This is a genomic window from Neorhodopirellula pilleata (genome assembly GCF_007859915.1).
GTDB lineage: Bacteria > Planctomycetota > Planctomycetia > Pirellulales > Pirellulaceae > Rhodopirellula > Rhodopirellula pilleata.
In genome coordinates this window covers 1,458,818-1,482,315 of record NZ_SJPM01000001.1, presented here as the reverse complement: position 1 = coordinate 1,482,315, position 23,498 = coordinate 1,458,818, and the positions used below count along the sequence as shown (strand labels likewise).

20 protein-coding genes and 1 pseudogene are annotated in these 23,498 nt (G+C 54.6%); 10 read left to right on the top strand and 11 right to left on the bottom strand.

The window, feature by feature from the left end; all coding sequences use genetic code 11:
- Positions 1 to 302: 302 nt before the first annotated feature.
- The 3 genes from Pla100_RS04815 to Pla100_RS04805 all read right to left on the bottom strand — a co-directional run bounded on the left by Pla100_RS04815 (position 303) and on the right by Pla100_RS04805 (position 4,227).
- Entirely contained in the window at positions 303 to 896 is a 594-nt protein-coding gene (locus Pla100_RS04815) for an RNA polymerase sigma factor (protein ID WP_146576442.1), read from the bottom strand.
- Between the two features lie 306 nt (positions 897 to 1,202).
- On the bottom strand, positions 1,203 to 3,734 hold the full coding sequence (locus Pla100_RS04810) for a serine hydrolase domain-containing protein (RefSeq protein WP_197167692.1): 2,532 nt from the start codon (positions 3,732 to 3,734) through the stop codon (positions 1,203 to 1,205).
- Positions 3,724 to 4,227, bottom strand: coding sequence for an RNA polymerase sigma factor (locus Pla100_RS04805; protein WP_231602710.1), 504 nt, complete (start codon positions 4,225 to 4,227; stop codon positions 3,724 to 3,726). The genes Pla100_RS04810 and Pla100_RS04805 overlap by 11 nt, the downstream gene beginning before the upstream one ends.
- A 280-nt stretch (positions 4,228 to 4,507) precedes the next feature.
- Here Pla100_RS04805 and Pla100_RS04800 point away from each other — a divergent pair, with 280 nt between their 5' ends.
- Both Pla100_RS04800 and Pla100_RS04795 read left to right on the top strand, forming a co-directional pair.
- Positions 4,508 to 6,253 carry a DUF3592 domain-containing protein gene (locus tag Pla100_RS04800; protein ID WP_231602709.1) on the top strand — a complete coding sequence of 582 codons (1,746 nt, stop codon included), beginning with the start codon at positions 4,508 to 4,510 and terminating at the stop codon, positions 6,251 to 6,253.
- 142 nt (positions 6,254 to 6,395) lie between these two features.
- Positions 6,396 to 6,596 (top strand): hypothetical protein, encoded by a 201-nt coding sequence (locus Pla100_RS04795; protein WP_146576438.1) that lies wholly within the window; start codon positions 6,396 to 6,398, stop codon positions 6,594 to 6,596.
- A 5-nt stretch (positions 6,597 to 6,601) separates the two neighbouring features.
- Here Pla100_RS04795 and Pla100_RS04790 read toward each other — a convergent pair.
- Positions 6,602 to 6,931, bottom strand: a pseudogene (locus tag Pla100_RS04790) (TlpA family protein disulfide reductase); the annotation flags it as partial.
- A gap of 111 nt (positions 6,932 to 7,042) precedes the next feature.
- Between Pla100_RS04790 and Pla100_RS04785 the strand changes: the two are divergent.
- Positions 7,043 to 7,726 (top strand): transposase, encoded by a 684-nt coding sequence (locus Pla100_RS04785; RefSeq protein WP_146576436.1) that lies wholly within the window; start codon positions 7,043 to 7,045, stop codon positions 7,724 to 7,726.
- 108 nt (positions 7,727 to 7,834) lie between these two features.
- Here Pla100_RS04785 and Pla100_RS04780 read toward each other — a convergent pair whose 3' ends face one another.
- The 4 genes from Pla100_RS04780 to Pla100_RS04770 all read right to left on the bottom strand — a co-directional run bounded on the left by Pla100_RS04780 (position 7,835) and on the right by Pla100_RS04770 (position 12,110).
- Positions 7,835 to 8,710, bottom strand: a complete 876-nt coding sequence (locus Pla100_RS04780) for a glycosyltransferase family 4 protein (protein ID WP_197167690.1) — start codon at positions 8,708 to 8,710, stop codon at positions 7,835 to 7,837.
- 1,201 nt (positions 8,711 to 9,911) lie between these two features.
- A complete protein-coding gene (locus Pla100_RS31485) occupies positions 9,912 to 10,610 on the bottom strand; it encodes a transposase (RefSeq protein WP_231602708.1) in 699 nt (232 codons plus the stop codon).
- An 18-nt stretch (positions 10,611 to 10,628) separates the two neighbouring features.
- Positions 10,629 to 11,297 (bottom strand): hypothetical protein, encoded by a 669-nt coding sequence (locus Pla100_RS31480; protein ID WP_231602707.1) that lies wholly within the window; start codon positions 11,295 to 11,297, stop codon positions 10,629 to 10,631.
- Between the two features lie 255 nt (positions 11,298 to 11,552).
- Positions 11,553 to 12,110 (bottom strand): hypothetical protein, encoded by a 558-nt coding sequence (locus Pla100_RS04770; RefSeq protein WP_146576434.1) that lies wholly within the window; start codon positions 12,108 to 12,110, stop codon positions 11,553 to 11,555.
- A 245-nt stretch (positions 12,111 to 12,355) separates the two neighbouring features.
- On the opposite strand from Pla100_RS04770, the gene Pla100_RS04765 reads away from it, so the two are divergent.
- Positions 12,356 to 12,772, top strand: a complete 417-nt coding sequence (locus Pla100_RS04765) for a hypothetical protein (RefSeq protein ID WP_146576433.1) — start codon at positions 12,356 to 12,358, stop codon at positions 12,770 to 12,772.
- A gap of 215 nt (positions 12,773 to 12,987) precedes the next feature.
- A complete protein-coding gene (locus tag Pla100_RS04760) occupies positions 12,988 to 13,887 on the top strand; it encodes a GAF domain-containing protein (protein ID WP_146576432.1) in 900 nt (299 codons plus the stop codon).
- A 7-nt stretch (positions 13,888 to 13,894) separates the two neighbouring features.
- On the opposite strand, the gene Pla100_RS04755 is transcribed toward Pla100_RS04760, so the two are convergent.
- Positions 13,895 to 14,602: a hypothetical protein gene (locus Pla100_RS04755; protein ID WP_146576431.1), complete on the bottom strand. Its 708-nt coding sequence runs from the start codon at positions 14,600 to 14,602 to the stop codon at positions 13,895 to 13,897.
- Between the two features lie 46 nt (positions 14,603 to 14,648).
- On the opposite strand from Pla100_RS04755, the gene Pla100_RS04750 reads away from it, so the two are divergent.
- Positions 14,649 to 14,882 (top strand): hypothetical protein, encoded by a 234-nt coding sequence (locus Pla100_RS04750; RefSeq protein ID WP_146576430.1) that lies wholly within the window; start codon positions 14,649 to 14,651, stop codon positions 14,880 to 14,882.
- Positions 14,883 to 15,052: 170 nt separating this feature from the next.
- Here the strand turns inward: Pla100_RS04750 and Pla100_RS04745 are convergent, their stop codons facing one another.
- Positions 15,053 to 15,526 carry an IS66 family transposase gene (locus tag Pla100_RS04745; RefSeq protein ID WP_146576429.1) on the bottom strand — a complete coding sequence of 158 codons (474 nt, stop codon included), beginning with the start codon at positions 15,524 to 15,526 and terminating at the stop codon, positions 15,053 to 15,055.
- On the opposite strand from Pla100_RS04745, the gene Pla100_RS04740 reads away from it, so the two are divergent.
- From Pla100_RS04740 to Pla100_RS04730, 3 genes are all read left to right on the top strand, one after another.
- Positions 15,509 to 16,372: a hypothetical protein gene (locus tag Pla100_RS04740; RefSeq protein ID WP_146576428.1), complete on the top strand. Its 864-nt coding sequence runs from the start codon at positions 15,509 to 15,511 to the stop codon at positions 16,370 to 16,372. The two genes, Pla100_RS04745 and Pla100_RS04740, sit on opposite strands and share 18 nt — an antisense overlap.
- Before the next feature lie 268 nt (positions 16,373 to 16,640).
- Complete coding sequence (locus Pla100_RS04735) at positions 16,641 to 19,220, top strand: ATP-dependent Clp protease ATP-binding subunit (RefSeq protein WP_146576427.1); 2,580 nt, start codon at positions 16,641 to 16,643, stop codon at positions 19,218 to 19,220.
- 518 nt (positions 19,221 to 19,738) lie between these two features.
- Complete coding sequence (locus Pla100_RS04730) at positions 19,739 to 20,131, top strand: hypothetical protein (protein WP_146576426.1); 393 nt, start codon at positions 19,739 to 19,741, stop codon at positions 20,129 to 20,131.
- Positions 20,132 to 20,148: 17 nt separating this feature from the next.
- On the opposite strand, the gene Pla100_RS04725 is transcribed toward Pla100_RS04730, so the two are convergent.
- Positions 20,149 to 20,727, bottom strand: a complete 579-nt coding sequence (locus Pla100_RS04725) for an RNA polymerase sigma factor (RefSeq protein WP_146576425.1) — start codon at positions 20,725 to 20,727, stop codon at positions 20,149 to 20,151.
- Between the two features lie 288 nt (positions 20,728 to 21,015).
- Between Pla100_RS04725 and Pla100_RS04720 the strand changes: the two genes are divergently transcribed.
- Positions 21,016 to 23,463, top strand: coding sequence for a sensor domain-containing diguanylate cyclase/phosphohydrolase (locus tag Pla100_RS04720; protein ID WP_146576424.1), 2,448 nt, complete (start codon positions 21,016 to 21,018; stop codon positions 23,461 to 23,463).
- Positions 23,464 to 23,498 lie beyond the last annotated feature (35 nt).

Below are 23,498 nucleotides of genomic sequence, written 5' to 3'. Positions count from 1 at the left end.
CCATCCCGCCGCGACCAAGAATCTCCATGATTTCGTAACGAGCGAAGCGTCCTAGCGACCCAGGATGATCGGTGGGCTGAAGGATTGGCGGGCTGTCATTCGTCGAGGTTTTCGCGCTGGGCGAATCAGTCGCAAAGAGCGGCACCCGCCTCAGCAGTTCGGTGGCTTCTTCCCAGTCGAAATCCGCCTCAGCTAAGACTTCAAGTTCGGCCTGACATTGATCGCATTGTTCGACGTGCGATTGGATCTCGCCGCCTTCCGCCGACGGATCTTGTTCGAGGAAACCTTGCAACTGACGGCGGTCATAGTGAAATCGAGCGATCATCGGAATCAACCTCTTCTTTCAAGCGGGCCATGACGCGACAGCGAGCGACGCGAACGGAACCTTCAGATTTCCCCAGTTGCTTTGCAGCCACTGAGATGGACAGGTGTTCGATGGCAGTCAACCAGAATGACTGCCACACCGTTTCGGAGAACTGATCGCGAATGTGGTCGCATGCTCGCAACAGCTGCTCCCGCTTGACCTCGACATCCCACAGGGTCGCCGTGTCGTCGGATGCGTGACGCTGTTCCAATGCTTGGCGCAACTGACTATCGCCTGAACCCACATCATGCTTGGGCTGCCGAAGTCGGTCGACCGCCGTATCGCGAGCCAACTTTCGTAGCCAACCACGAAACGAACCGGCTGCCGAACAGTCAAACGATTCGACCTTGCGACTGACAATCGCGAACACTTCCTGCGTGACGTCTTCCGCGTCCGCATGCTGCAGGCCACGAGCCCGTGCAACGCGGTAAATGATGTCGTGGTACAGACGCACGAATTCACACCAAGCTTGCTCGGAAGCAGGATTGGCGAGTTTGCCAATGAACGTCGGACGTGTTTCTGGACCTTGCAAAACAATGTTCTCCTACAAGCAACCCGAGTGTCGACACTGATTGTTACCGGGAATCTCAAAAAGATTACCCCAATTATGGGTTCGTGACTCTGCATCCATCCTTGTCCAGCATCGATTTCAAATGCCGCTAACTATAAGTTCCACGCCGACTCAACTTCTTCCACGATCCTCCGAGGTTCGTCGGGTTTTCTCCGACGCGTGTTTTGCAGGATAAGTTCAGGGGCGAGCTAACCACCTGGAGCTTTCTTCACGTCACCTGACCGTCAGCGAGCCTGATGGTTGGAAAGCAACAGCTCGATGCAGCCGTCATGAACGCAGCGACTTCCGAACAAGCTCACGATTTTCTTTGGTCATCAACACCTGCGTCTGCTCGACCTGCCCGTCTTCTGACCGCAGTTCCAACGTCACTTTCCAATCCGGCTGGTTGCCCATCTTCGACATCACCTCGACCAAGTCCTCGGCGAATCTCTTTTGAGCCTTCCCTCCGTACTCCTTGTTCGCAAACTCCATGATGCGAGCGATCGGAATTTCATTGATGGTGACCAGCGTCCGCCATTGGCCGCGTACGCAAACGATCGGCGTATCCTGCTCCCAGCGGATGCCCGTGAATGGAGCCACTTTCGCAAAGCTGTCTTTCGTTACCAGCTTCTTCTGCGAACGAGGAATGGATATCTCCAACAACCGATAGCCGATCGGATCGACATCCGGCCCGCCACAATTGGTAACCACCGCAACGCCGACACCATGTTCGGGAGCGAATCCAATCCACGCACTGCAGTTGCTTCGGCCTCCATTCTTTTTCAAGATGCGCCCGATCGATTCACGCTGACGGACCGACCAACCGAGTGACCTGCCGGATGGCGAGCCATCCGGCAATTTTGTCTCAGCGTGAAGTTGCTCGAGCATTTCACGAGAGAATACGCCTGGCTTCATTTGAGCCGCCACGAACTTCCCCAGGTCCTCAATCGAAGCAACCAAGCCCCCGGAAGCCGCCATGCGATCTTGGAACGAGTGAGTCTTTGCGATTCGTGAACCGTGGGGGTAATTGGTAGCCGGCCGCAGTGTTTCGTCCGCCTGAATCGCCGTTCGCGTCAGCATCAGCGGATCGCAGATCAATTCCTGCATCAATTGGTCCAGTGGCTTGTCCGCAGCAAGTTCCAAAGCATGTCCCAGAAGCCCGTATCCAAGATTGGAATATTCTTCCCTGTATTCAGGCTGCTGCTTCAGCATTAAGTCGGCAACAGGGTCGCGTTGGTTAAGCGTCACCTTAGCCAGATGATCGTAGAGCCTTTGGGGCTCCAATTGGTACCAGCCTTCGACCGATTGAACCTGGCCCGGCACACCTCTTGGCAAACCCGACGTGTGCGTCGCGAGCTGCCGCAGCGTTATTGCTGCGCCGATCTCGGGCGTCGTGCTGATGGAGACGCCCGCGGGAAGGTATTTTACGACAGGCTGATCCAGATCGATCACGCCACGTTCATGCAGGATGACCGCCAACGAGGCAGTGAAGGCCTTGGTCACCGATGCGACGTTGTACTGAGTTTGTGGAGTCGCTTTCCTGTTTTCCTGGATATCCTCCAACCCAAACACGCCCTGATAAACAACCTCGCCATCGCGAACGATTACGGCACTGAGACTTGGGTACGTGTCGTCAAACATTCTCTGCATCCACGCATCCAGGTGCGAGATAGCCTCGTCATCAAATGCACTCACGTCTTCCAATTTAGATGCTCGTGTTGACGTACCGTGGATCTCGGCGAAAAATGCATAGAGAGCAACAAATGCCATGACCCCAATCAGCAAAGTCAAGACAAGGATCACGAACGCGGGAGCCCGTGGCAAGCGTTTGGGAGTCGCAAGCAATTCCGTGTCCGCTTTCGCGGAACGAACCGAGCCGTCTTGCGAATTCACTTCGTCGCCTGTCGCAATCAATCGCTTCTGCTTTTGATGCGAACGTAGCCACACAATTCCGAGCGCAACCTCGAACGGGATGACAGCGGCGACGACTGCTTGAAATAACACAGGTCCCATATCAGGTATCGAATACCAGAACCCGCAGCAAGCGCCGATCAGTGTCGGCAAAATGATCCAGGCTGCTTCTCGCCACGAGGGAACGATTCGATTCCAATTCTCCGCCCAACGCCCCCACCCGGGACTCAGGCCAACATTGCGCACTGGATCGGCCAGTGCAGACACGAGCTCCATGATGTCACCGGCGTCGTCATCGGTCGTTTTGCTTTCAAGACTTTGCACAAGCTTCACTAGGTCTTGGCGTCGTGGCTCTAGGTGCCCACGTACTGCGCTTTGATTCAGTCGATAGACGCCCCAATACATCACAACCAGGAACAGGTTCAGGAAGCCACCAAAGAGAACGAACTCCAACCAGTCGCTGGATGTCGCCCAAGCAGTATCAAGAAAGAACGCCATGCACGGCAAGCCGAATGGCAACAAGTACCACCAAAACACGTTCCGCAACAACCAGATCTGATGCTCGACCTGCGTCAACGACTCATTCACATAGAAAACAAGTGGTTCCCCCGGCTCACTCGCCCGTTGGGGGTTTCGCTTACGGTCCAGCAAAATGAAACCGGCAACGAACATGAAGGCAGGTATGCCAAGGTACCAAGTCCACGACAACGACATCGTGTAGCCCATTACCAACCAAATGGGAATCAAGATTAGCGAAATTCCCGCTTCACGAACGTCCCGCCAGAAAATCGACGATTGGAAACCTTGCTGAGATCGCTGAACTTCTTGCGAGAGCAAGTCCATGTCAATCGTGACGCGCGTCTGATCGGCGTCCGCTTTCCACGCCTGTTGGTATTTGTCAAGATTCATCGGACTCTCCATTCAACAACGTGGACAAAGCTTTCTTCGCCCGAATCAGTCTCACGCCCACATTGCTCTCTGAAATTCCCAACACGTCCGCCATCTCGCGATAGCTCAGTTCGTCCAAATACAACAACACGATCGCGGCGTCCGTTTTCGGTAGCTGATGAATCGCGCTGTATAGTTGCTCGATTGTCTCTCGCTGTTGCACTTGATCGACGCCGTCGGTGCCATTCGAGGCAGGGTCGTGTATCTCCAGCAACGGTTTCTGATTCACCCGGCGCGGCTGGTCCTTGCGGTGCCAATTCATCGCTGTGTGCAGCGCCACCCGATAAAACCACGTCGCCGCACTCGCGCGGCCCTCAAATTTCGGCAACGATCGCCAAGCTTGCAGCAGGATCTCTTGAGCCAAGTCCTGGCATTCTTCGCTGGTCAGCGTGTAGGCACGCGCGACCTGAATGACCGAAGAACTATGCTCCTCGAGCCACCGCGTGAATATCAACTTTGGATCTTCCTCAACCACAAACTGCCTTTACGCTGCGTTGCAAACTCGCGTTCTATTGTTGTTGGTAACGCGACCGCGATGCGTCTTACAGAAAATCCTGATTATAATGCGGATACTTTGCCACGAGCCGGACTTGGCGACGAAATTCGCGGCGTCCTCTGTTGCTTTGGGTTGAACGATGTAACTCTTTGCCAACGGACTCTAGAATGGAGGCTCGAGGTCGAATTCGTTTTCAACACGTATGTGCAAGGAGTACACATTGAGTCAATCGTGGAGGATGCTTGCGTTGATCGCGTTTGGCACGGTTGCTGTCGGAGCGTTTGGCATTTTGTATTGGAACGTCATTACGTGCTATCGGATGAGTGGCTGGGACGAGGTCCCAGCAAGGCTCACTTCGGTAAACCTCAGCAGTCGAAAAAATCAAAAGGGCTCGAATTCCTATCGAGCGGAAGCGACGTACGACTATCAATATCGCGGCCAAGCCTACTCTGGGGACCGGGTTGGCATTCACACGTGGGGTCATGATGGCTTTCGAGGTTGGCAGCGGAATACAGCCACTCGGCTGAGGAAGTATCAGAAGCAGCGTCAGCCGTGTCCGTGCTTTGTCAATCCGAGCAATCCAGCTCAGTCCGTCCTCGATCGTGAGATGCGTCCCTCGATCATGTTGCTCGTTACCGTGTTCGCAGGAATTTTTGGTGGCATCGGTCTTTCAGAGGTGTCCCGATGGCGGGCGGTTTTGCGCCGCGATGCGGATCCTCAAAACTCTGCCTCTACATCCGAACAGCTGTCGAACGAATTCTGTTCGGCACCGATCGATTCCGTTTGGCGATGGCTACCGGCGTTCTTTTTCTTTGCGCTGCTTGCCGCACCCACGGCGATCCTGCTGCCTAGCGAACTGAGGGCAGGAAACGCCGTTGCGATATTGTTGTCGATTGTCCCAGCGATCACGTTTCTGATCGTGTTGATCTGTTGCTGGGCCGTGTTTCGCCAGTTGATCGAAGGGACCACGATTGTGAAGTTGGCCAGTGTGCCCGGTGTGATCGGCGGACATGTCAGTGGCGTGGTATGCACAAAGCGAGATCTAAGTCCGGGAACCGTAACCGTCATCAAACTTCGATGCGACGAAACAAAGCGAAAACACGATCAAGCTGGTCATCAAAGGAAATCGCACTCCGGAACTCAAGCTGTGATGCATTGGTCTGATGAGCAAGAACTCGCTGCCGATTTGACGCCTGCAGGTGGAGACGGGTCCGCGATTCCATTTGATTTCTTCGTGCCCGACGATTTGCCTGAAACGCAGCCTGGTAAAGTCCAGTGGGTGATAACCGCACGAAGCAACGGTCGTGGACCACGCTTCCAATCACAATGCGAAATCCCGGTCTTCATCACCAAAGACAGTGGTTTGTCACGCGAGAACGACGAGAGCCTCGTTGCCGCTCTTCAAGGTGATCTCACGCCGCAACAACGACTTCGTTCTCATGGAGTTCGCTTCGACGACAAGTCCGATGGGAGCAAGCGACTTCGGATTCGTGGGCAAATGTCCTTCGTGCCGATGGCGGTTCTGGCGGCCACGATGATCGCAACCGATGTCGCATGCTTCGCCTTGTTTCATAGAGGAGCCTCCTGGTTGCTTGTTGGTGTTGTCGGCATCTTGGGTGCTCTTCTCACTTGGGGTTTTCTTCACACGTTGATGTGGGGCTGCCGGATTGTTGTGACGGAAGATTCGGCACAACTTCGTTCGGGTGCGACTTTGTTCTGTGGCAGCTACAACATTCGGCGGGCCGACTTTTGCCGTCTTTACGTCCGCATGGGAACTCAAATTGGCAATGCCCAATATTACAAAGTCTATCTAGCGACCGACGAGCATGCGATTCACGTTGGCAAAGGGATTCTCGGCAAGGAGCGAGCCGAACTCTACGGAGAAGCGATTTGGCACGAAGTCGTCGGAACCGACCCGCCACCCGTTGAACAGCGAAGTTTCAGCGATGAAAAACGCGAGCGAGCACGTCGCAGATCTCATTAGTTCTTGTTGCCCCGCATGTTGATTTCGACGGCATGACGGACATCAACTTTCTCTACGGTCCACCGTCGCCCGCCAAGTTGTTGGCCAAGAAGTTGGTAGATGCAGCGTCGGCAGATTATCGTTTGTGGACGATGCGGTAGCCATGCAATTCCTTCTTTTATCGGGACAATTGAACAGGGAAGAGCGGCGTCTGCAACTTGCCGTGCGAGCGTTTCCATTCTGGTTTGGCTTTGTCGCCGGTAAGCGTCGCTCGCAGAAAGACCTGCCCGTTTCCAATGGCTACTACGGTGATTTGTCTCATTTCATTCTCTGTCCGCTGACGATTGCTCGCACACTGAGCTAAACGATCTATTTGTTCAATTGTCTTGCCAGTAACGCCTTGACTTCCTTTTCAACGTCGAGGGCATGCGATCCTGCCATTGTTGCAATCGTTCCATCCGCAGCGACAATGATGGTTACCGGCACCACGGAGACACCGACGTCCTTCAACTTGTCGAGGCTGGTGGCCATGTTCGTCGTTTGATTCCAATGTTGCTTCGCGACAACCTCGACCGCTCGATCCAGGTCCTCGTCGATAGACACGGTAATCATTTCGACTTTTCCGTCCCAATCTTGGTTTCGCTTCATGATTTCCTGCATCTTCGCCACGGGAGCGTAGCACGTCGCACACCAAGGGGCCCAGAAATCAAGTCGAAGAAAAGGTGTCCGGTACCGTTTCGGTTGACCAGCCTGCTATTTTCGCTTAAATTGGGGTTTTGAAACTTTATCTTCCTTGCTGGAATGCCTGACATGGGACGCCCCAAACGTGCTGATGCGGCTGGGCATTGCTATCACATGCTCAATCGAGCGAACCTTCGTGCGACCATCTTTGAAAAGGATGCGGACTACGAAGCGTTTGAGAAGATCCTTGATGAGGCTTTGGAGCGATTCAAGATAGAACTTTTCGCGTACTGTTTGATGCCAAATCACTATCACCTTTTGGTCCGTCCAAGTGTGGACGGGGAAATGGGGCGTTTCGGTCACTACATTGGGCTGACTCATACTCAGCGGTATCATGCCCACTACAAGACGACCGGAATGGGGCATGTGTATCAGGGCCGGTTCAAGTCGTTCCCCGTCCAAAGCGACGAACACTTCCTGACCGTTGCACGGTACGTCGAGCGAAATGCTTACGCCGCGAAACTGTGTAAGCGACCCGAAGACTGGAGGTTTGGCAGTTTGCGTCACTGGCAGCAGAAGACGAAAGCATTCTCGCAGCGGATATCTGCTTGGCCGATCCGTCGGACACCCAATTGGGTTCAGCTCGTCGCGACGGATTTCAGTCAACCGGAGCGAGAACAACTAGACTGGAGTGTTAAACGGGGAGTCCCATTCGGGAGCGAAACATGGGTGGAGCACATTGCCAGAACGTTCGACTTGGAGTCAACGATGCGTCCCCGCGGTCGCCCAAAGAAGAAGTCGACCAAGAAATGATCAGCCAAAACCTGAAAACGAAACCGGGCAACTACCCGAGCTACTTGTGGGATTGTTCGGTGATAAGTCGCGAGTTGCTTGTTCTTGGCCGAGGAACGATGCCTGGCGTCAGCGATGAATTAGTTGGTTCGTTATCTGTTCGAACTTTTCGACGACTCGCTTCTCACTGAATTCTTCACGCTGAAGCGACTCGTAGCCTTGATGGATCAACCGTGCGTATGTGGTTGAATCATTGCGAAGTGTTGTGATCGCGTTGGCCCAGGCGATTGGGTTGTCGTGATCTGAAATGAGGATGCCGCCACTACCGACGCTTTCAGGAAGGCCGCCGATGTGACTGGCAATGACAGGCTTTCCGGCTGCTTGGGCCTCCACGGCCACCATGCCGAAGCCTTCCTGCCACACGGAGGGAACAATCAGCATTGATGCGCCGTCATACACCGGCATCATGTCCATGACTGACCGTTGAAACGTTACGTTGGGAAGTCCCGTCAATTGTTGTCGTAACCAAGACATCTGTTGACTGCTCAACGGCCACGCTTCCTGTAGCAGGAAGCGGACATCGGGAAGCAGGGCAGCGAGCGTAAGGAATGTGCCCACTCCCTTTTGGGCATAGGCATTGACCATTAGCACGTATCCGTTTTGCTTGGCCCCCACACCGCTTTCGTTCATTTGCGGTCGTGGAGTTTGATCGATGATTGGGTAAAGCGTTTCGGCGTGACACCCGACATTCCGTGAAACGTGCGTTGCGAGGAAAGCCGAAAGGCAGACAATGGCGACACCCTGGTCGGCGGCCAACCGGACTTGCTCAGGGTTGTACTGAGCATCCATCAGGTACATCATGCTGGGCAACCCACGGTAGCGAGAAGCCTGCAGAAATCGACTCGTTTGGCCCTGTTGTACCCAGACAACTGTAGGGGTGTTTTGGTCAAGTTGCTCTTGGTATTGCGACCAAAGATCCTGAGTCGCGATTGCTTGATAGCCCATGGTGAATCGCAGGCAGCTTGAATCACGATCAAGCCTTTTGGCATGAGCAAGAGATCGAAAGCCCCCGTCTTTCATGCAGAGGTCCATGCGGTTGCGATCGATGGACGGTCCTAGCCAGACAACTTTGTTTTCTGACTTCGATGCGATGGCACACGAGCAGTTTCACAGATCGTTCGGCCGTACCTACTCGGAGCGGATAGTGGATGGAGATTTCAGATTCTAACCAATTCAAGCCCCATCAGTCATCCGGAAGACACTTCCGACACTGAAACTGAAGTAAAGCCTATTCGATCTAGCCACTGTCCGAACAGTCAGGTGGCGGAGCTGTTAGAGGAGTTGAATTCCATGAGAATTCGATGTCCCTTCAACCTCAGTGCGTGCATTTGGCAGCACGATGCGGTAGATTGTTGGACTGATTTTTTCCACATTTCCTGGCTTCTTTTTGGGTGGCGGAGGGCTCGCGCCGGGGTCAGACGCGGTTTTCGGTTTTCAGCCAATCCGTAACCAAACAGTTGCACCTGAGTACGGTGGAGCCTGGACGTTGGTTACCATCGAAGGCTAAGGCGACATTGCGACGCACACGAAGTGCGTCGCGGCTGTTTCGGCCGGAGGCCGCCGGTAGGGATAGATCGCTGAACGCGGCGGCCTGGATGGCCGCCGCATGACGAAAGCCGTAACAGTTTAGTCCCCAAACGCCTGAATTTGCTTGAGACGCCGGTTGCGCTCACGCGTCTCAGATTTTGGTTCCGGAAGGTTTGCTGTGCCGTAGTCGCCTTGTCGCGGCATCTAGTCCGGATTGACGTCGCATTTGGAGAGCGATCAATGAGGTAGAGACCCGTTGACGCTGTCTCGGCGCAGCAATCAGCCCAGTTCAATTCATTTGAATTGTGGCTGCATCTTCGCTCAGAGCTTCATAAAAGCGGTCTGTTCGGACCAGACCCTTGATCAAGGCCGCAGATTCAATTCACCCGCGACTTTTTGCAAGCGGCCCCGCGTAGAGTCGTTTCAATACCACATCGGGAGGCCGGGTTAGCAACTCAAAATAAATGTCACTGGGGCGATGACCGTGACGGCGAGCCGTTTCTGCAACACTCATCAATTGCGCCATCCGATGAGCACCCGCTTCACTACGATGACCAAACGTTATCTTGCGAAGGACAACGAAGAAAAGGTGTCCGGTACGAATGGCACGGGCGTAAGCCTAAGCTGCGGTGGCGTAACGGTTTCGGTTCGGATTGCGTGGGCAAGTCATGAGTCGATAGTTCTTCGGGCGACGCTTGAGTTCTCTTCTTTCTTGTCGGCCGGGCCGGTGACCCACGGTCAACTCGGATATGATTTCAAGCAAGTTGTCCCACTGGTCGTCTCGACGACGTGAACCCAGGCGAAGTGACGAGGCGAATTCTTCAATCGCTTGCATCGCCCCGGTAAAACTCAGCTGGCAAGGATCCATCCTAAACTTTAAAGCCGAAGCCAGCATCGCAGCACGGACCAAATTGTAACCGATCATGTGACAGTGAATCTCTTTGCGAACCATCTGTGGACTCTTGCAACGTAGATGATCCATCTGCATTTGAGTCTTTAGACTTCGAATATGAAGTTCGACACTCCAACGCCGACCATACAGCGAAGCTAGCTCTTCAGCCGGGTAGACTTCGGCGTCAAGCAACGTAGTTGCCAGCGTGATCTCTCGAGTTCGAAAGCCCTTCTGTTCGACCTTGTACTTCAAGTGACGAACCAGAACCAGCGACGGATATTTGGCATATTCCTCTTCGCTCATCCATTTCGGACGCTGAGGTTTTCGATAACCGACAAGTTGATCGAGATACCCTTGCTTGAGCCCGCGTCTGAAGTCGACCTTGCGAAGGTGATGAACTCGCGCGACCAAGTCGATGCCACGCATCTCACTGGCATCCAATAACTAAAAGCTCGCGTAGTAGCGATCGGCGAGTAGGATTCGGCCTGGCAAAATACGGTCTAAAGCCGTTCGCAGCAGTGAGGTTTCACCCGTTTGCTTTCCCTTGTAGGGGCCGATCGCGGTATGGTTGATCGCGCCCGTGGCGAGGGAAAACACTCCGATCATTCTGGCAATCGGAAATCCGCATCCTGGCTTTTGGCTCGTCATCTGAGGGTACTCCTCTTGATTCTCATCAGTATCAGCCATCATCACCGTCCAGCCATCAACCATTTCAACGATGCGGTTGTGGAACAACCATGATTCGTTGGTGACTTGTTCACATCGACTGGAGGTCCAAGCCAGCAGTCGCTCAAAGAGTTCCTCAGGCAATCGACAGCGTGCCTTGCAGTAAGCAGTCGTGACACTACTGACTTTCGATAGTCCGCGAGCGACACGCCAGGCATTGAAACGTGTGACCGCCTGTTGGCAACTGTGATCCTTCGAGAGTACCTGGGTGATGAACATCCAGACGACAATCATCGGGTTGTAGATTCGATCGCGATATTCATGGCCGATCTCATCGCACATGGTGAGGACTTCGGGTTTCGGCAGGAGCAGATCAAGGCAGAGCGATTTAGCCGATCGCAATTTGCTTTGAAGATCTGGAGGTGAGTCGGTAGACTGATCTTTCACGGTGAACGCTCCTGCGAGTAGTGACGTTGAGAACCACCATTTCAACGGAGCTTCGCCGTGATTTCAAACCAATCTTGGTATTGCAAATGCTGGCGAATAAACGTGACGATTTGCTAGCACTACCGGTAGTGAATCCAGCAACTCAGAGCAACGACATCTTGATTGCCATCGCTAACGCCCGTGCCATTCGTACCGGACACCTTTTCTGCGTCCAACTTTTCTTCGACAGTGCTTTTCTTCGACACTAAACTGTCACTATGAATTCGGATCTAAAATTACCATCGTCCCGCTGTGATAATTTTGGTGCTCACGATCCATCTCAACCCAACCAACCGGTATGCATCCACAATCATAAGATGCCTTAATCATATTGAGTACATTGAAGCAAAGGCGATCAACTGTACATTCTACTGTTCTGATCAGCGAAACATCGGCAAATGGCCACTCCGCAATCTCGTAGACGAAATCACATCGTTCTTCTGGGAGATTCGTCCGAAGTTTACTCAAGAGAAGATTCAGCGGCTGATAAGTGGACAGTTGATTACTTAGTTCTGATATATTGTGTTGAACTATTTCTTTGGATGAAGGATCTGCGTAGGATTGAAGTTCTCCCAGTATTCGCGTTAGTTCTTGCAGATAGTCTTCGCGAAGCCATTGAATGGGATCATCGAGCAATCCGGATTTAAGCTTGACACAAAATTCCGACACGGAAAGTCGCTCAACCTTCCAATCATTCGGCAGGTCCATTTCTTGCTTTTCAGACGCAATGTCCAAGAATTTCCCTTGCTCGATCTCGAATGCATAGCTTGCCATTGTTTATAATCCTTCTGGTAAGATGTCTGAAACCCATCTGTCGATGGTAAGGTGGTTATCCCGCATTATTCACCAAGGACGAAATCGGTTCTGCGTTTTGAGGTTTGGCCATTGCGAAACGCAGCGAAGCGGATTGCGAGTCTGATTTTGACCGACCGCGCACAACGCCCCCCTCCCCCAGAATCGCCTCGATGCGGTCGTGGAACTGTGCGAGCACCTGGAGTGCGCCCAACGAACCGGCGACGGTGACTCGGACTTCTAGTACGCGGCCCACTGCCCCGGTTCACCCGCCTGGGCAGATAGAACGCTTACCCTTGATGCAGGTCGATGCGAAAGGAGCCCGTTTGCTTTTCGAGGGCAAAAAAGAGCGTTGGTGCATTCCGGCAGATTCGATCGGATCGATCAGGCTCGAGGAAGTGCAGGTCGGAACACCGGGCGAATCGGCAACCTCGACGTTGCTGTACTTCGTCTTGATTTCGTTTGCCAGCCCGATGGGTGAGTTCGAATACGGTTTACGCGACGACAGCCGTGACTTCGGTGCCTTTGACGACATCAAGCGTGCCAAAGCCGGAAAGCGACTTTACGAAACGATCCGAGCGATCCTACCGGAACCGGCAAACTCCTATCCCCCCCAAACCGTACAGACGTTAAGCTCTGAGTAATGCGAACGGTTGGTTTAAAGCGGGGTGAAACCGTTTAGGCGGTTTATTTTCGCGTTTTTCCCGGCCTTAGGCCACTCCCACTGGTCTTCCACCCCAGTTGTGGCGTACCGTTTGCGTTAGTGGGCATGGCTGTGCCAGGCACCTAAAGGACCGTTCCGGCGACGATACTTGACCCCATTTATTCCCGCATGGTGTCTCACTTCGAAAACCAAATCATGCCCGCACACAAGCCCTATCCGACCTTCGCACTCGCGGCCGCTGATGTATTGAAGTACCTGCACAACCGATACGGATTCGGATTGTGGATGGTAACGCGTACCGAAGAGAATGACTGGATCGTTTTGCACGCTGAAGACCATGGTTACGGAGTCAAGCCAGGTGCCGTGTTTCGCTGGGCTGATTCCTTCTGCTCGCAAATGGTGATTGGACGAGGACCTTGCATCTCCCCTCGGTCGGACGATGTACCTGCGTACGCAGCAGCACCGATAGGTTCCCAAGTGCAAATCGGCGCGTATGTTGGGATTCCGTTGAAGGATGCCGATGGAGAGCTGTTTGGCACTCTGTGCGCGATTGATCCACTCCCTCAAAGTGATGAGCTGATCAAGGAACAGAACGCGATCGAATTGATCGGTCGGCTGTTAAGCACTTGCCTCGTCGCAGAACTCAAATCGTCTGCCGAAGCGAGAAGCGAACTTCGGTTGGATGTTTCGCGATTAGTGGATCGCGAATCGGGAGCGCTCAGCCAAGCCGGATGGGAACAATACGCGGCCGCGGAAGAAATCCGATGCCAGAAGTTCGGCCATCCTGCGACGCTGCTCAGTCTAAAAGTGCCTTCGGACCAGGAGTGGCCCCTTCGCGAAGTTGTGTCTGCGGTGAGCAAAGTGTTGACGGCTGATGAAGTCATTGCAAGGGTAGAGGGCAAGTCGGAACTGCTTGCCCTACTCCCGGAAAGTGATTCAGGTGCTGGCAAACTAGCGTTTGCTAAGGTCAAAGAGGCGTTGAAGGCTTTTCCAGGTATCGTTGTCAAAGCCGATTCCCGAGATCCTCGACGGGGCATCCAGGCTGCGGTTGAAGAGTTGCTCGGTTCGGAAAACCACGGCGAACGCTCTGTCTGAGAGGAGCCTAAAACTGATCGTCGATAAGACCGTTTTCCTGCAGGCGAACCATGAGCTTCACAATATCGATGGGTTTTTGAACGCCCATCAGGTCCATGATCTTGTGACGACGGTTTTCAACTGCCTTGGTCGTTAGCCCGACGCGCGAGGCGATCTCCTTCGTCGAATCACCCATGACGTATCCGCGACAAATCGTACGATCCGTTTCGTCCATTCCAAGAAGAACCGACAAGACTTCGTTCAAACTTTTTCGTTTTTCCGCTTCCGTTGAACCGACGTATTCCTTCGCGCGAGAGATGACGATGATCGCGTAGTTGGGGCTTTTCAGTTCATCGAGCCGACGCTTGAACGTTCGCATCGTAACTGTGCGTCCGTTTTCCCAACGACAGAGATGCTCAATCTCAATGTTCATGACTCCGTCGAGAATGAGCCGGTCGGAATCGGTCGACGTCTTCACGAGGTGGGGCAGGAAGTGGCTATCCAGTGTCGATCCGACGGCTGATTTTTCGTTCAGCATGTAGCGGCGAAAGGCGGCATTTTCGAACGTGATCACCCGACTTAAATTCTTGATCGCGACCATCGACTCGAATGAATCTAGACCCAGCGGTTGGCTGTGCTCGGAATGGTGCCACTCAAACACGGCAGCCAATATCGACGCCTTCTCTTCGTCGAAGGACGATTGATAGTGAATCGGAACGTCGGGAGGCTTTTGCATTTACGTTAACTTTCGTGACACGTTCCCACCAGAACGACCGTTCCGGATGAAGCGGATCACCTTCTTAGCCGATAAAATCACTCCATCCAGCCCATTGCAAACCAGCCCATCCGTGTCCGAAATAACCGATCCCAAAAATCAACATTTTTCGAGCGGCGTCCCGTGCAAGAGCGATGCTGAAGCAGGGCAACCTGAAGATTCGATGGCGGGCAAGGGATCGGATTGGGGCAACAATCCGATCCCTACGCCATCGAGAAACTCCGCCAAGCCGGGGCACTAGCAAGTGCGAAGTCCTCTACGTTAACACGAACAGTTATCGCACACTGCGAGACGGCTCGCCAGCCAATCTGAGCGAATGTTGCAAGATTCCACGCTGTTCATCGACTTGCAATAGCGGCTTTAACGATGACGCCGGATAGTCAGTGGTTTGTTAGTAAGCTTTCGGCAGAACTATTTGCGGTTCGGTTTCCGCCGGCGGGCTCGGCGGGCTTTGGTTTGGGCGGCGCGGGCCAGCGATTCCGCTTGGCGGTAGCTGCGGACTTTGTCTGGATGAGACTTCGCCCAGGCGTTCGGTAGCAGCGCGTCCAGGTCAGAATCGCCACCAGCAAGACGCCGCAGCACGTCCTCCAGATACGCCCACAAGTCCAGGTTGTGTTGGTGGGCACTGGCGGTCAGCGTGTACAGTCTCGCAGCCACTTCACCGCCCGCCTCGCTGCCCAAGAACAACCAGCTCTTGCGACCGATCGTCAGACGACGAAGATCTCGCTCGGTGTCGTTGTTGTGAATCGGCAGCCCGCCATCCTCGGTGAACACGATCAGCGGCTGCCACTGGTTCAGCGCGTAACGGACCGCTTTACCGCTCACCAACTTCATCCCCCCGGCCGAACGCTCACGGAACTGCGTCGATTGGCCCGTGCGATTCATCAGGCGGGCATCCCCATTCGGCTCGACGGTTGGGACCCCGCGACGGACAAGACGGTGGCCGAATCGTACTCTTGGCAGCGAACCGAAGGCCGGCCTAACCGCACGGCGTCGATCGAAACGCTGGGAGACGAGCAAGCTTCGTTGATCGCGCCACCGGCGATGATCTGGGCGATCGTGCAACAGTGCTTACCCTTCTTGATTTGGGCGGTCAGCGTCGGATACATGATTTGGTACCTGTACCAGAATTGGAATCAACTGGTCGGTTACGAATGGATCATCGTCGTCGTGTTAACGATCCTGGTAATGATGGTCATGGCTCAGATCACTGAACGTTACTCGACGGCGGCGACCTCGCGTACGCTCGGAAAAATGGTTCGCACGCAAATCAAACAGCGGACCGGTTACAAAATCGACGTCGATGCCCGGGGCAATTTTGAGATCGAAGTTCGCGAAACCGATCAATTCGACAAACTCGTCTTCAAAATTCGCGAGACCGCCCTGATGCAGGTCGATCCGAAAGGGGCCCGTTTGCTTTTCGAAGGCAAGAAAGAGCGTTGGTGCATTCCGGCGGATTCGATCGGATCGATCAGGCTTGAAGAAGTGCAGATGGGAACACCGGGCGAATCGGCGACCTCGACGTTGCTGTACTTCGTCGTGATTTCATTCGCCAGCCCGATGGGTGAGTTCGAATACGGTTTACGCGACGACAGCCGTGACTTCGGTGCCTTTGACGACATCAAGCGTGCCAAAGCCGGAAAGCGACTTTACGAAACGATCCGAGCGATCCTACCGGAACCGGCAAACTCCTATCCCCCCCAAACCGTACAGACGTTAAGCTCTGAGTAATGCGAACGGTTGGGGGAATTGTGGGACGGAACCGTCTAGGCGGTTTATTTTCACGTTTTTCCCAGCCTTAGGCCACTCCCACTGGTCTTCCACCCTAGTTGTGGCGTACCGTTTGCGTTAGTGGGTTTTCCAAACGAAAGATTCGCCATTTTGACAGTCCAGTCGCGTCCGTGGCAGGCTCGATCTTGCTCCCTCGGGGGGCGTCTTGCTAAAGGATTGCTAACGCGGCAGGGTTCGGAACCAGATCATTTGAAGGGACGAAGAGAACATGTACGAACGGTTTACTGACCGAGCCCGGAAGGTCATGCAATTGGCTAACCAAGAGGCTCAACGATTCAATCATGAATACATCGGCACCGAGCACATTCTGCTCGGGCTGGTCAAAGAAGGCAGTGGCGTCGCCGCCAACGTGCTGAAGAACCTCGACGTGGATTTGCGAAAAATCCGACTCGAAGTCGAAAAACTCGTCCAAAGCGGTCCCGAGATGGTGACCGTCGGCAAATTGCCGCAAACCCCGCGAGCGAAGAAAGTCATCGAGTATTCGATGGAAGAGGCTCGCAACCTGAATCATTCCTACGTGGGCACCGAACACATCCTGTTGGGTTTGTTGCGTGAACAGGAAGGTGTCGCCGCACAGGTTCTGATGAATTTGGGCCTGAAGCTTGAAGACGTCCGTGAGGAAGTCCTCAATCTGCTCGGCCACGGCCTCGAAGGAGCCGAAGTCGGCGAACGTGGCGGACGCGCTGGTGATAGCGAAGGCGGTTCGGGCGGCGGAAGCGCGAGCAGCAAGAGCGGCAAGTCCAAAACCCCGGCCCTAGACAGTTTCGGTCGCGACCTGACCGAATTGGCCAAGAAAGGCGAACTCGATCCGGTCATCGGACGCGAACGCGAAATCGAACGCGCGATCCAAATTCTGTGCCGCCGTACCAAGAACAACCCGGTCCTGTTGGGCGAAGCCGGTGTGGGGAAAACCGCCATCATCGAAGGTTTCGCACAACGCGTGATCGCCGGCGAAGTCCCCGAAATCCTGGCCGACAAACGGATCGTCGTGTTGGACCTCGCGATGATGGTCGCCGGTACCAAGTATCGCGGCCAGTTCGAAGAACGCATCAAAGCGGTCATGACCGAAGTCCGCCGTGTTAAGAATACGATCCTGTTCATCGACGAACTTCACACGCTCGTTGGTGCCGGTGGTGCCGAAGGTGCGATTGACGCCGCCAACGTGCTCAAGCCCGCCTTGGCTCGTGGTGAAATCCAGTGCATCGGGGCGACGACCCTGGACGAGTACCGTAAGTACATCGAAAAGGACAACGCTCTGGCCCGTCGTTTCCAAGAAATCATGGTCGAACCGACCGGAAAGAAGGAAACGATCGAGATCCTCAAGGGACTCCGCGAACGTTACGAAGAACACCACCGCGTCCAGTTCACCGACGATGCCGTCGTGGCTGCGGTCGAAATGAGCGAACGTTACATCACCGCCCGCTGCTTGCCCGACAAGGCCATCGACGTGATCGATGAAGCCGGTGCTCGCGTTCGTCTTCGCACGATGACCCGTCCGCCGGATCTGAAGGAAATCGACGAGGAAGTCGAAAACCTGAACAAGGAAAAGGAAGACGCCGTCGCGAACCAAGATTTCGAGAAGGCAGCCAATCTGCGTGATCAGGCCGAAAAACTTCGTAAGAAGAAGGACCAGATCACTCAGGAATGGCGTGAGAAGAGCCAACAAACCGATGGCGTCGTCGATGAGGAAATCATCGCCGAGGTCGTTAGCAAGATGACCGGCATTCCGCTGACCCGTTTGTCGACCGAAGACAGCTTGCGGTTGTTGCAAATGGAAGAGGAACTGCACAAACGCGTCGTCAGCCAAGAGCAAGCCGTCACGGCGATCGCCAAGGCGGTCCGTCGTAGCCGCTCGGGTTTGAAAGATCCCAAGCGACCGACCGGTTCGTTCATCTTCGCCGGTCCGACCGGTGTCGGGAAAACGTTGCTCGCGAAATCACTCGCCGAGTACATGTTCGGTGACGCCGACGCACTGGTGCATATCGACATGTCCGAGTACATGGAAAAGCACAACGTCAGCCGCTTGATCGGGGCACCTCCCGGGTTCGTCGGTTACGAAGAAGGCGGTCAGTTGACCGAGAAGATTCGACGCCGTCCGTACGCGGTGGTGCTGTTCGACGAAATCGAAAAGGCTCACCCGGACGTCTTCAACATGTTGTTGCAAGTCATGGAAGAAGGCCGATTGACCGACTCGTTCGGTCGTAACGTCGACTTCCGCAACACGATCTTGATCATGACCACCAATGCCGGTGCCGAAGCGATCAAGAACGAAGCGGCATTCGGATTCGCCAAACCCGACGGGGACGCGAGTTATGAGTCGATGAAGACCCGCGTGATGGATCAAATCGAACGCGTCTTCCGTCCCGAGTTCCTCAACCGACTCGACGACACGATCATCTTCCGTCACCTGACGACACAAGACCTCAAGGGTGTCATCGACTTCGAACTGCAAAAGGTCCGCGAGCGTTTGCTCGAACGTGGATTGGCACTCGAATTGAGCGAAGACGCCAAGGAGTTCTTGATCAAACAAGGCAGCAACCTCGATTACGGGGCTCGACCACTGCGTCGTGCCTTGGAACAACGCATCGAAGACCCACTCGGCGAAGAGCTCTTGCGTGGAACGTTCGAAGGCAAAGATACAATCGTGATCGACGTTCATCGCAACGATTCCGGCAAGGTAACGCGGTTGAACTTCGAAGGCGAAGTGCGTGGATTACCCGAACCGAAGAGCGAAGAGACCGTCACGGCGGGTTCATCGTCGGATGGCGATAAAGGCCAATCGAAGTAGTCTCAGTCTCCTCCATCACCTGTTCAATGAACAAGGAGTCGTCGGTATGTCCGGCGGCTCCTTTTTTTTGACGACGTGACGCCGTTCGAAATCACCTTGCATGAAGGTGCCCTGTTTTGTTAGTGCTTTAACCGTAGCGAAGGTCGGCACCATTGATTGTTCACGCGATGCCAAGATTGAAGTATGACAGTGCTCTCGTTATCGGTGGCGTCCCATGCCTGCATCAGTCATTGCCGCGTTTGGTGTTTTTCGGACGCAATTGATACAAGCCCGACGCGCCACGGCGTGTTGATTTAGAGCACGTTTGGGCGTTTTCGTTTAACGGCAAGCCGCAGGCGGCTGCGTTTTCAAGCTCTGTCGCCTGCGGCTTGCCGTTAAACGATTAAATCAACAGACCGGTCAGCGATGGAATTGGCTCCAAACTTACCGATACCAGCGAATTCGCTCGCTTGCGGGCTTGTAGGTTTGCGGCGTAGCCGCATTATGAGTTTCTAGACACAATCTCCGGAATTTGAATTATGCTTCGATCGCTACCGTTTTCATTGCTGAGCTACGTCATCGCAGTGGCACTCGCGACTTTGGCAACATCGAACGTGTCGGCCCAGATCACTGCGCCACGGACATTGTCGGCGGACATCGACCCGGTCGCTCGGTTGGAAGAACAGCTCATCAATCGGCTGCACGCGACCACCGAAGTGCAGCGAAGTTACCTTCGACACGTCGTGAAACTGGTCGAAGAGAAGAAACTGTCGTTGGAGTTAGTCGTCGCGATCGAACGGTACTCATTGCGACGCAATCCGCGCTATGCATTCCCGTTTTTCGAACGAGCCCTACGATATGAGGCCTCCAAACGCGGGGTCGCGTTGGCTTCGGTGCGTCATTTTCAATCAACCGCTGACGTGATGCGGTGACGGAATACTTGCCGAAGTTACTGGGGATTCATCTTCAGGCGGGCACGATGTAGCGTCGGTCCGATGGTGTTTTCGTTGACGCCGATTTCCTGGCTGATTTCGTGATACGATTTTCCCTCGAGATGGAACATCTTCACGATCATGGCTTCACGGTCATCGAGGCGAGTCATCAGATATTCAATCTGTTCGGTGTTGTCGATCCGTTCGATTGCCGAATGCGTATTAGCCGGATGCACGCCCGCATGTCCGTTGGTGGAGGCGACCGCGTGAGCGTGTCCGCCGGCGGCTTCGTTTTGCATCGCGTGCAAACGGCGTACTACGACCCGTCGGGCGATCACAGTCAAGTAGGTCGCCAACGAGCACTGTCGCCGGAATCGACGCAGGACGGCGAAGTCGTGACGAACCAGCACCAAGAAAACTTCCGCGACAAAATCGTCGCGCGTGGCACTGTCGATCTGAAGCCCCCGACCGTCGGTCGTTCGCTGGACTACATGGACCACTAAACCGACGAAACGATCAACGAAATTTTGCCAAGCTCGCGGTTCGCGATCGAGGCATCGTTGAAGCAGTAGGCGATCGACGTCGGAGAGGCTCACGTCATTGGCTCGCGAGGAAAGTAGATGAGAACGGGCGGACGCGACTTTTTAGCATGGCTGCCCCCGCATCGTTACCTTTGCATAGTAAGTACCAGGGTCCCTAAGAGCAAGTTTTTACGTCGCAGTATCGGTAAAACGGGTTGTTCTAATCGTAGCGAATGGTCCGATTGGGTGGCCCCCCAGGGTGTCGGAGTCAGGGGAAGGTTTCAGTTCGGCACATCCACTCACCTGAGCGTGAGCTAGGTTTTTCCAACGTCGACCCGCTCCGCCGAACCTTCCGCGACTTTCATGAACGACCACGTTGCCGATCACTTCCATTCGTTGCATTCGCCCGACGTCGCGGTTCCGCTGCCTCCGGTTGCCCGGGATTCGGTTTCCCGAGACGGGGCTGCCAACGATGCGGTCAACGCCGAAACCGATTCACCGTCGAGTGGCGAGTCGGCCTCTCGATTAAGCGATTTGCTGGTTGGATTGGGCGAAGCCGCCACCGGCGAGATCGTGCGTTTGGGGCAAACGTCGGCCGTCCTTGGTGGGCAAGCGTCTAGCGAATCGGCGGCCCACGCTGAAAACGGGAACCAGGTCGCACGGCAGTTCGAAAACCGTTTGGCAATGGTTCGCTTGGGCATGGCCACTTCGTTGTTCTATGCATTGCGAACCAAACACGCCCCCACGGCGGCTCATAGTCTTCGCGTCGCATTGTCGTGTTCGGCGTGGTGCGAGCGACTGGGCATGGATGCGGACTTGCGAGATCAGATCGAAGTCGCGGCGTTGTTGCATGACATCGGAAAGATCGGCATCCCGGATCGAATCCTTCGCAAGCCAGGCAAGCTAACCATTGAAGAACAAATGTCGATGGATTGTTGCGCCGAACTCGGTTGCGAGATCTTGCGAGGTTGCACCAACGATCAAGTCTTGCTTGAAATCGTCCGTCACAGCGACACGTGGTACGAATCACGACGGCAGGAAGATTTTGTTCGTGGTGACGCGTTGCCGGTCGGCGCGCGAATGCTGTCGATCGCGGGGGCCTTCGATGCGATGACGACCGATCAGGTTTACCGAGGCGCGCTCAGTCGTGAGCGAGCGTTACAAGAACTATTTCGCGGCAGTGGTACTCAGTTCGATCCAGAGCTAACTCGTAACTTCGTCGACATGCTCGAAAAACGCCCCGAGATGCTTCATGAATGTGTGGTCGATCGTTGGTTGCAACAACTCCAGGTTTCACCCGATGTTTCGAACCGCTTCTTCGGACGCCACCTGACATCCGGCGGTTCGGGACACCACTCCACTTTGCCATCGTCGATTGATCCTGCGGTACTGAGTGAGTTGGTCGGTGGCGCGGCGAATTTGCCGTTCTACGAGACGCTCGGTGATCAGCTCCGTGACGGTGTGGTGTTTACCGATCGCGAGGGGCAAATCCTCTACTGGAACGACACGATGGCGTTCATGACCAGAGTTGCCGCTTCGGCATGTGTCGGTAAGCACTGGGATTCCGAGTCACTGAACTTTGAAGATAAAAACAAGTCGATCGAAGCCGGTTGTCCGGTGAAGGAATGTTTGGAACGGCAGATCGTGGTAACGCGGACAATGCGTTTGCGATCGGGCAAGGTTTCCAGCGAAACAGACAAAAACTCCAGCAAGAACAAACCGGCCGAAAACGCAGGCCGCGATATCATTGTTCAAGTCGCCCCGGTGAACGAGAAGTCCGGCGGCGGAGCAGTGGTCATCGTGCGTGATGTCTCGGACCGAGCCGAGATGCAAAATCAAATTCAATCGTTACACAAGAAAGCCACCAGTGATCCGCTGACCGGTGCGGCCAACCGCGCCGAGTTTGATAGCCGATTGATGCATTGCACGACGAAAGCGAAACAGCAAGGCGTTACGTTTAGCTTGATCATGTGTGACATCGATCACTTCAAGAAGGTGAACGATGTTCACGGTCACCAAGCGGGAGACGAAGCGCTGATTCAGTTCGCCGCCGTGTTGCAAAATCATACCCGGGGAAGCGATCTCGTCGCTCGTTATGGCGGTGAGGAATTCGCGTTCTTGGCCATCAATAGTGATAATGCGACGGCGACCCGTCGCGCCGAAGAGATTCGCCGGGCGATCGAAACGACCCCTCTTAAAGGGCTCGGCGGTGAGTCGGTGACGGTCAGTTTAGGTGTGACCGAATATCAAACCGGTGACGCCCCCGAAACCGTCATCGCGCGGGCCGACCGTGCTTTGATGACCGCCAAAGAAAACGGTCGTAACCGCGTCGTGCAACTGGGCAGTGGATTGGTCGAACCGGACACCAAGCCCGAAACGGGCGGATGGTTCAGTTGGCTCAGTTCGTCCTCTCAATCGAAGCAACAAGACTTCCACCTAACCACGCCGGTTCCAACCGATTTGGCGGTGGAAAAGCTGCGAGGTTTTATCTCCGACCATCGCGCCGAAATCATCAACGTGACCGGCAGCGAGTTGTCGCTGCGGATCAACGTTCAGGGTGGATCGGGACGCCGCACGGCCGATCATCACATGACTCTCGACGTCAAGATTCACTTGAACGAAACCAAGGCGGTGCGCGGGGTTAAGGGCAACTCGTTCAGCCAGACTCAAATTATCGTCACTGTGACGCCGGTCCGCAATCGAGACCGCCGCAGCGCCGGGTACGCGCCCTGTGTGCGTCAGGTCGTCAATAGCTTGAAGAGTTATCTCATGGCAGTTTTGGTTAGCGAATCGGCGGCCGACTTGGGTTAGAATCGCGACTTGGTTGTTCCCCACTTCGAACCCTC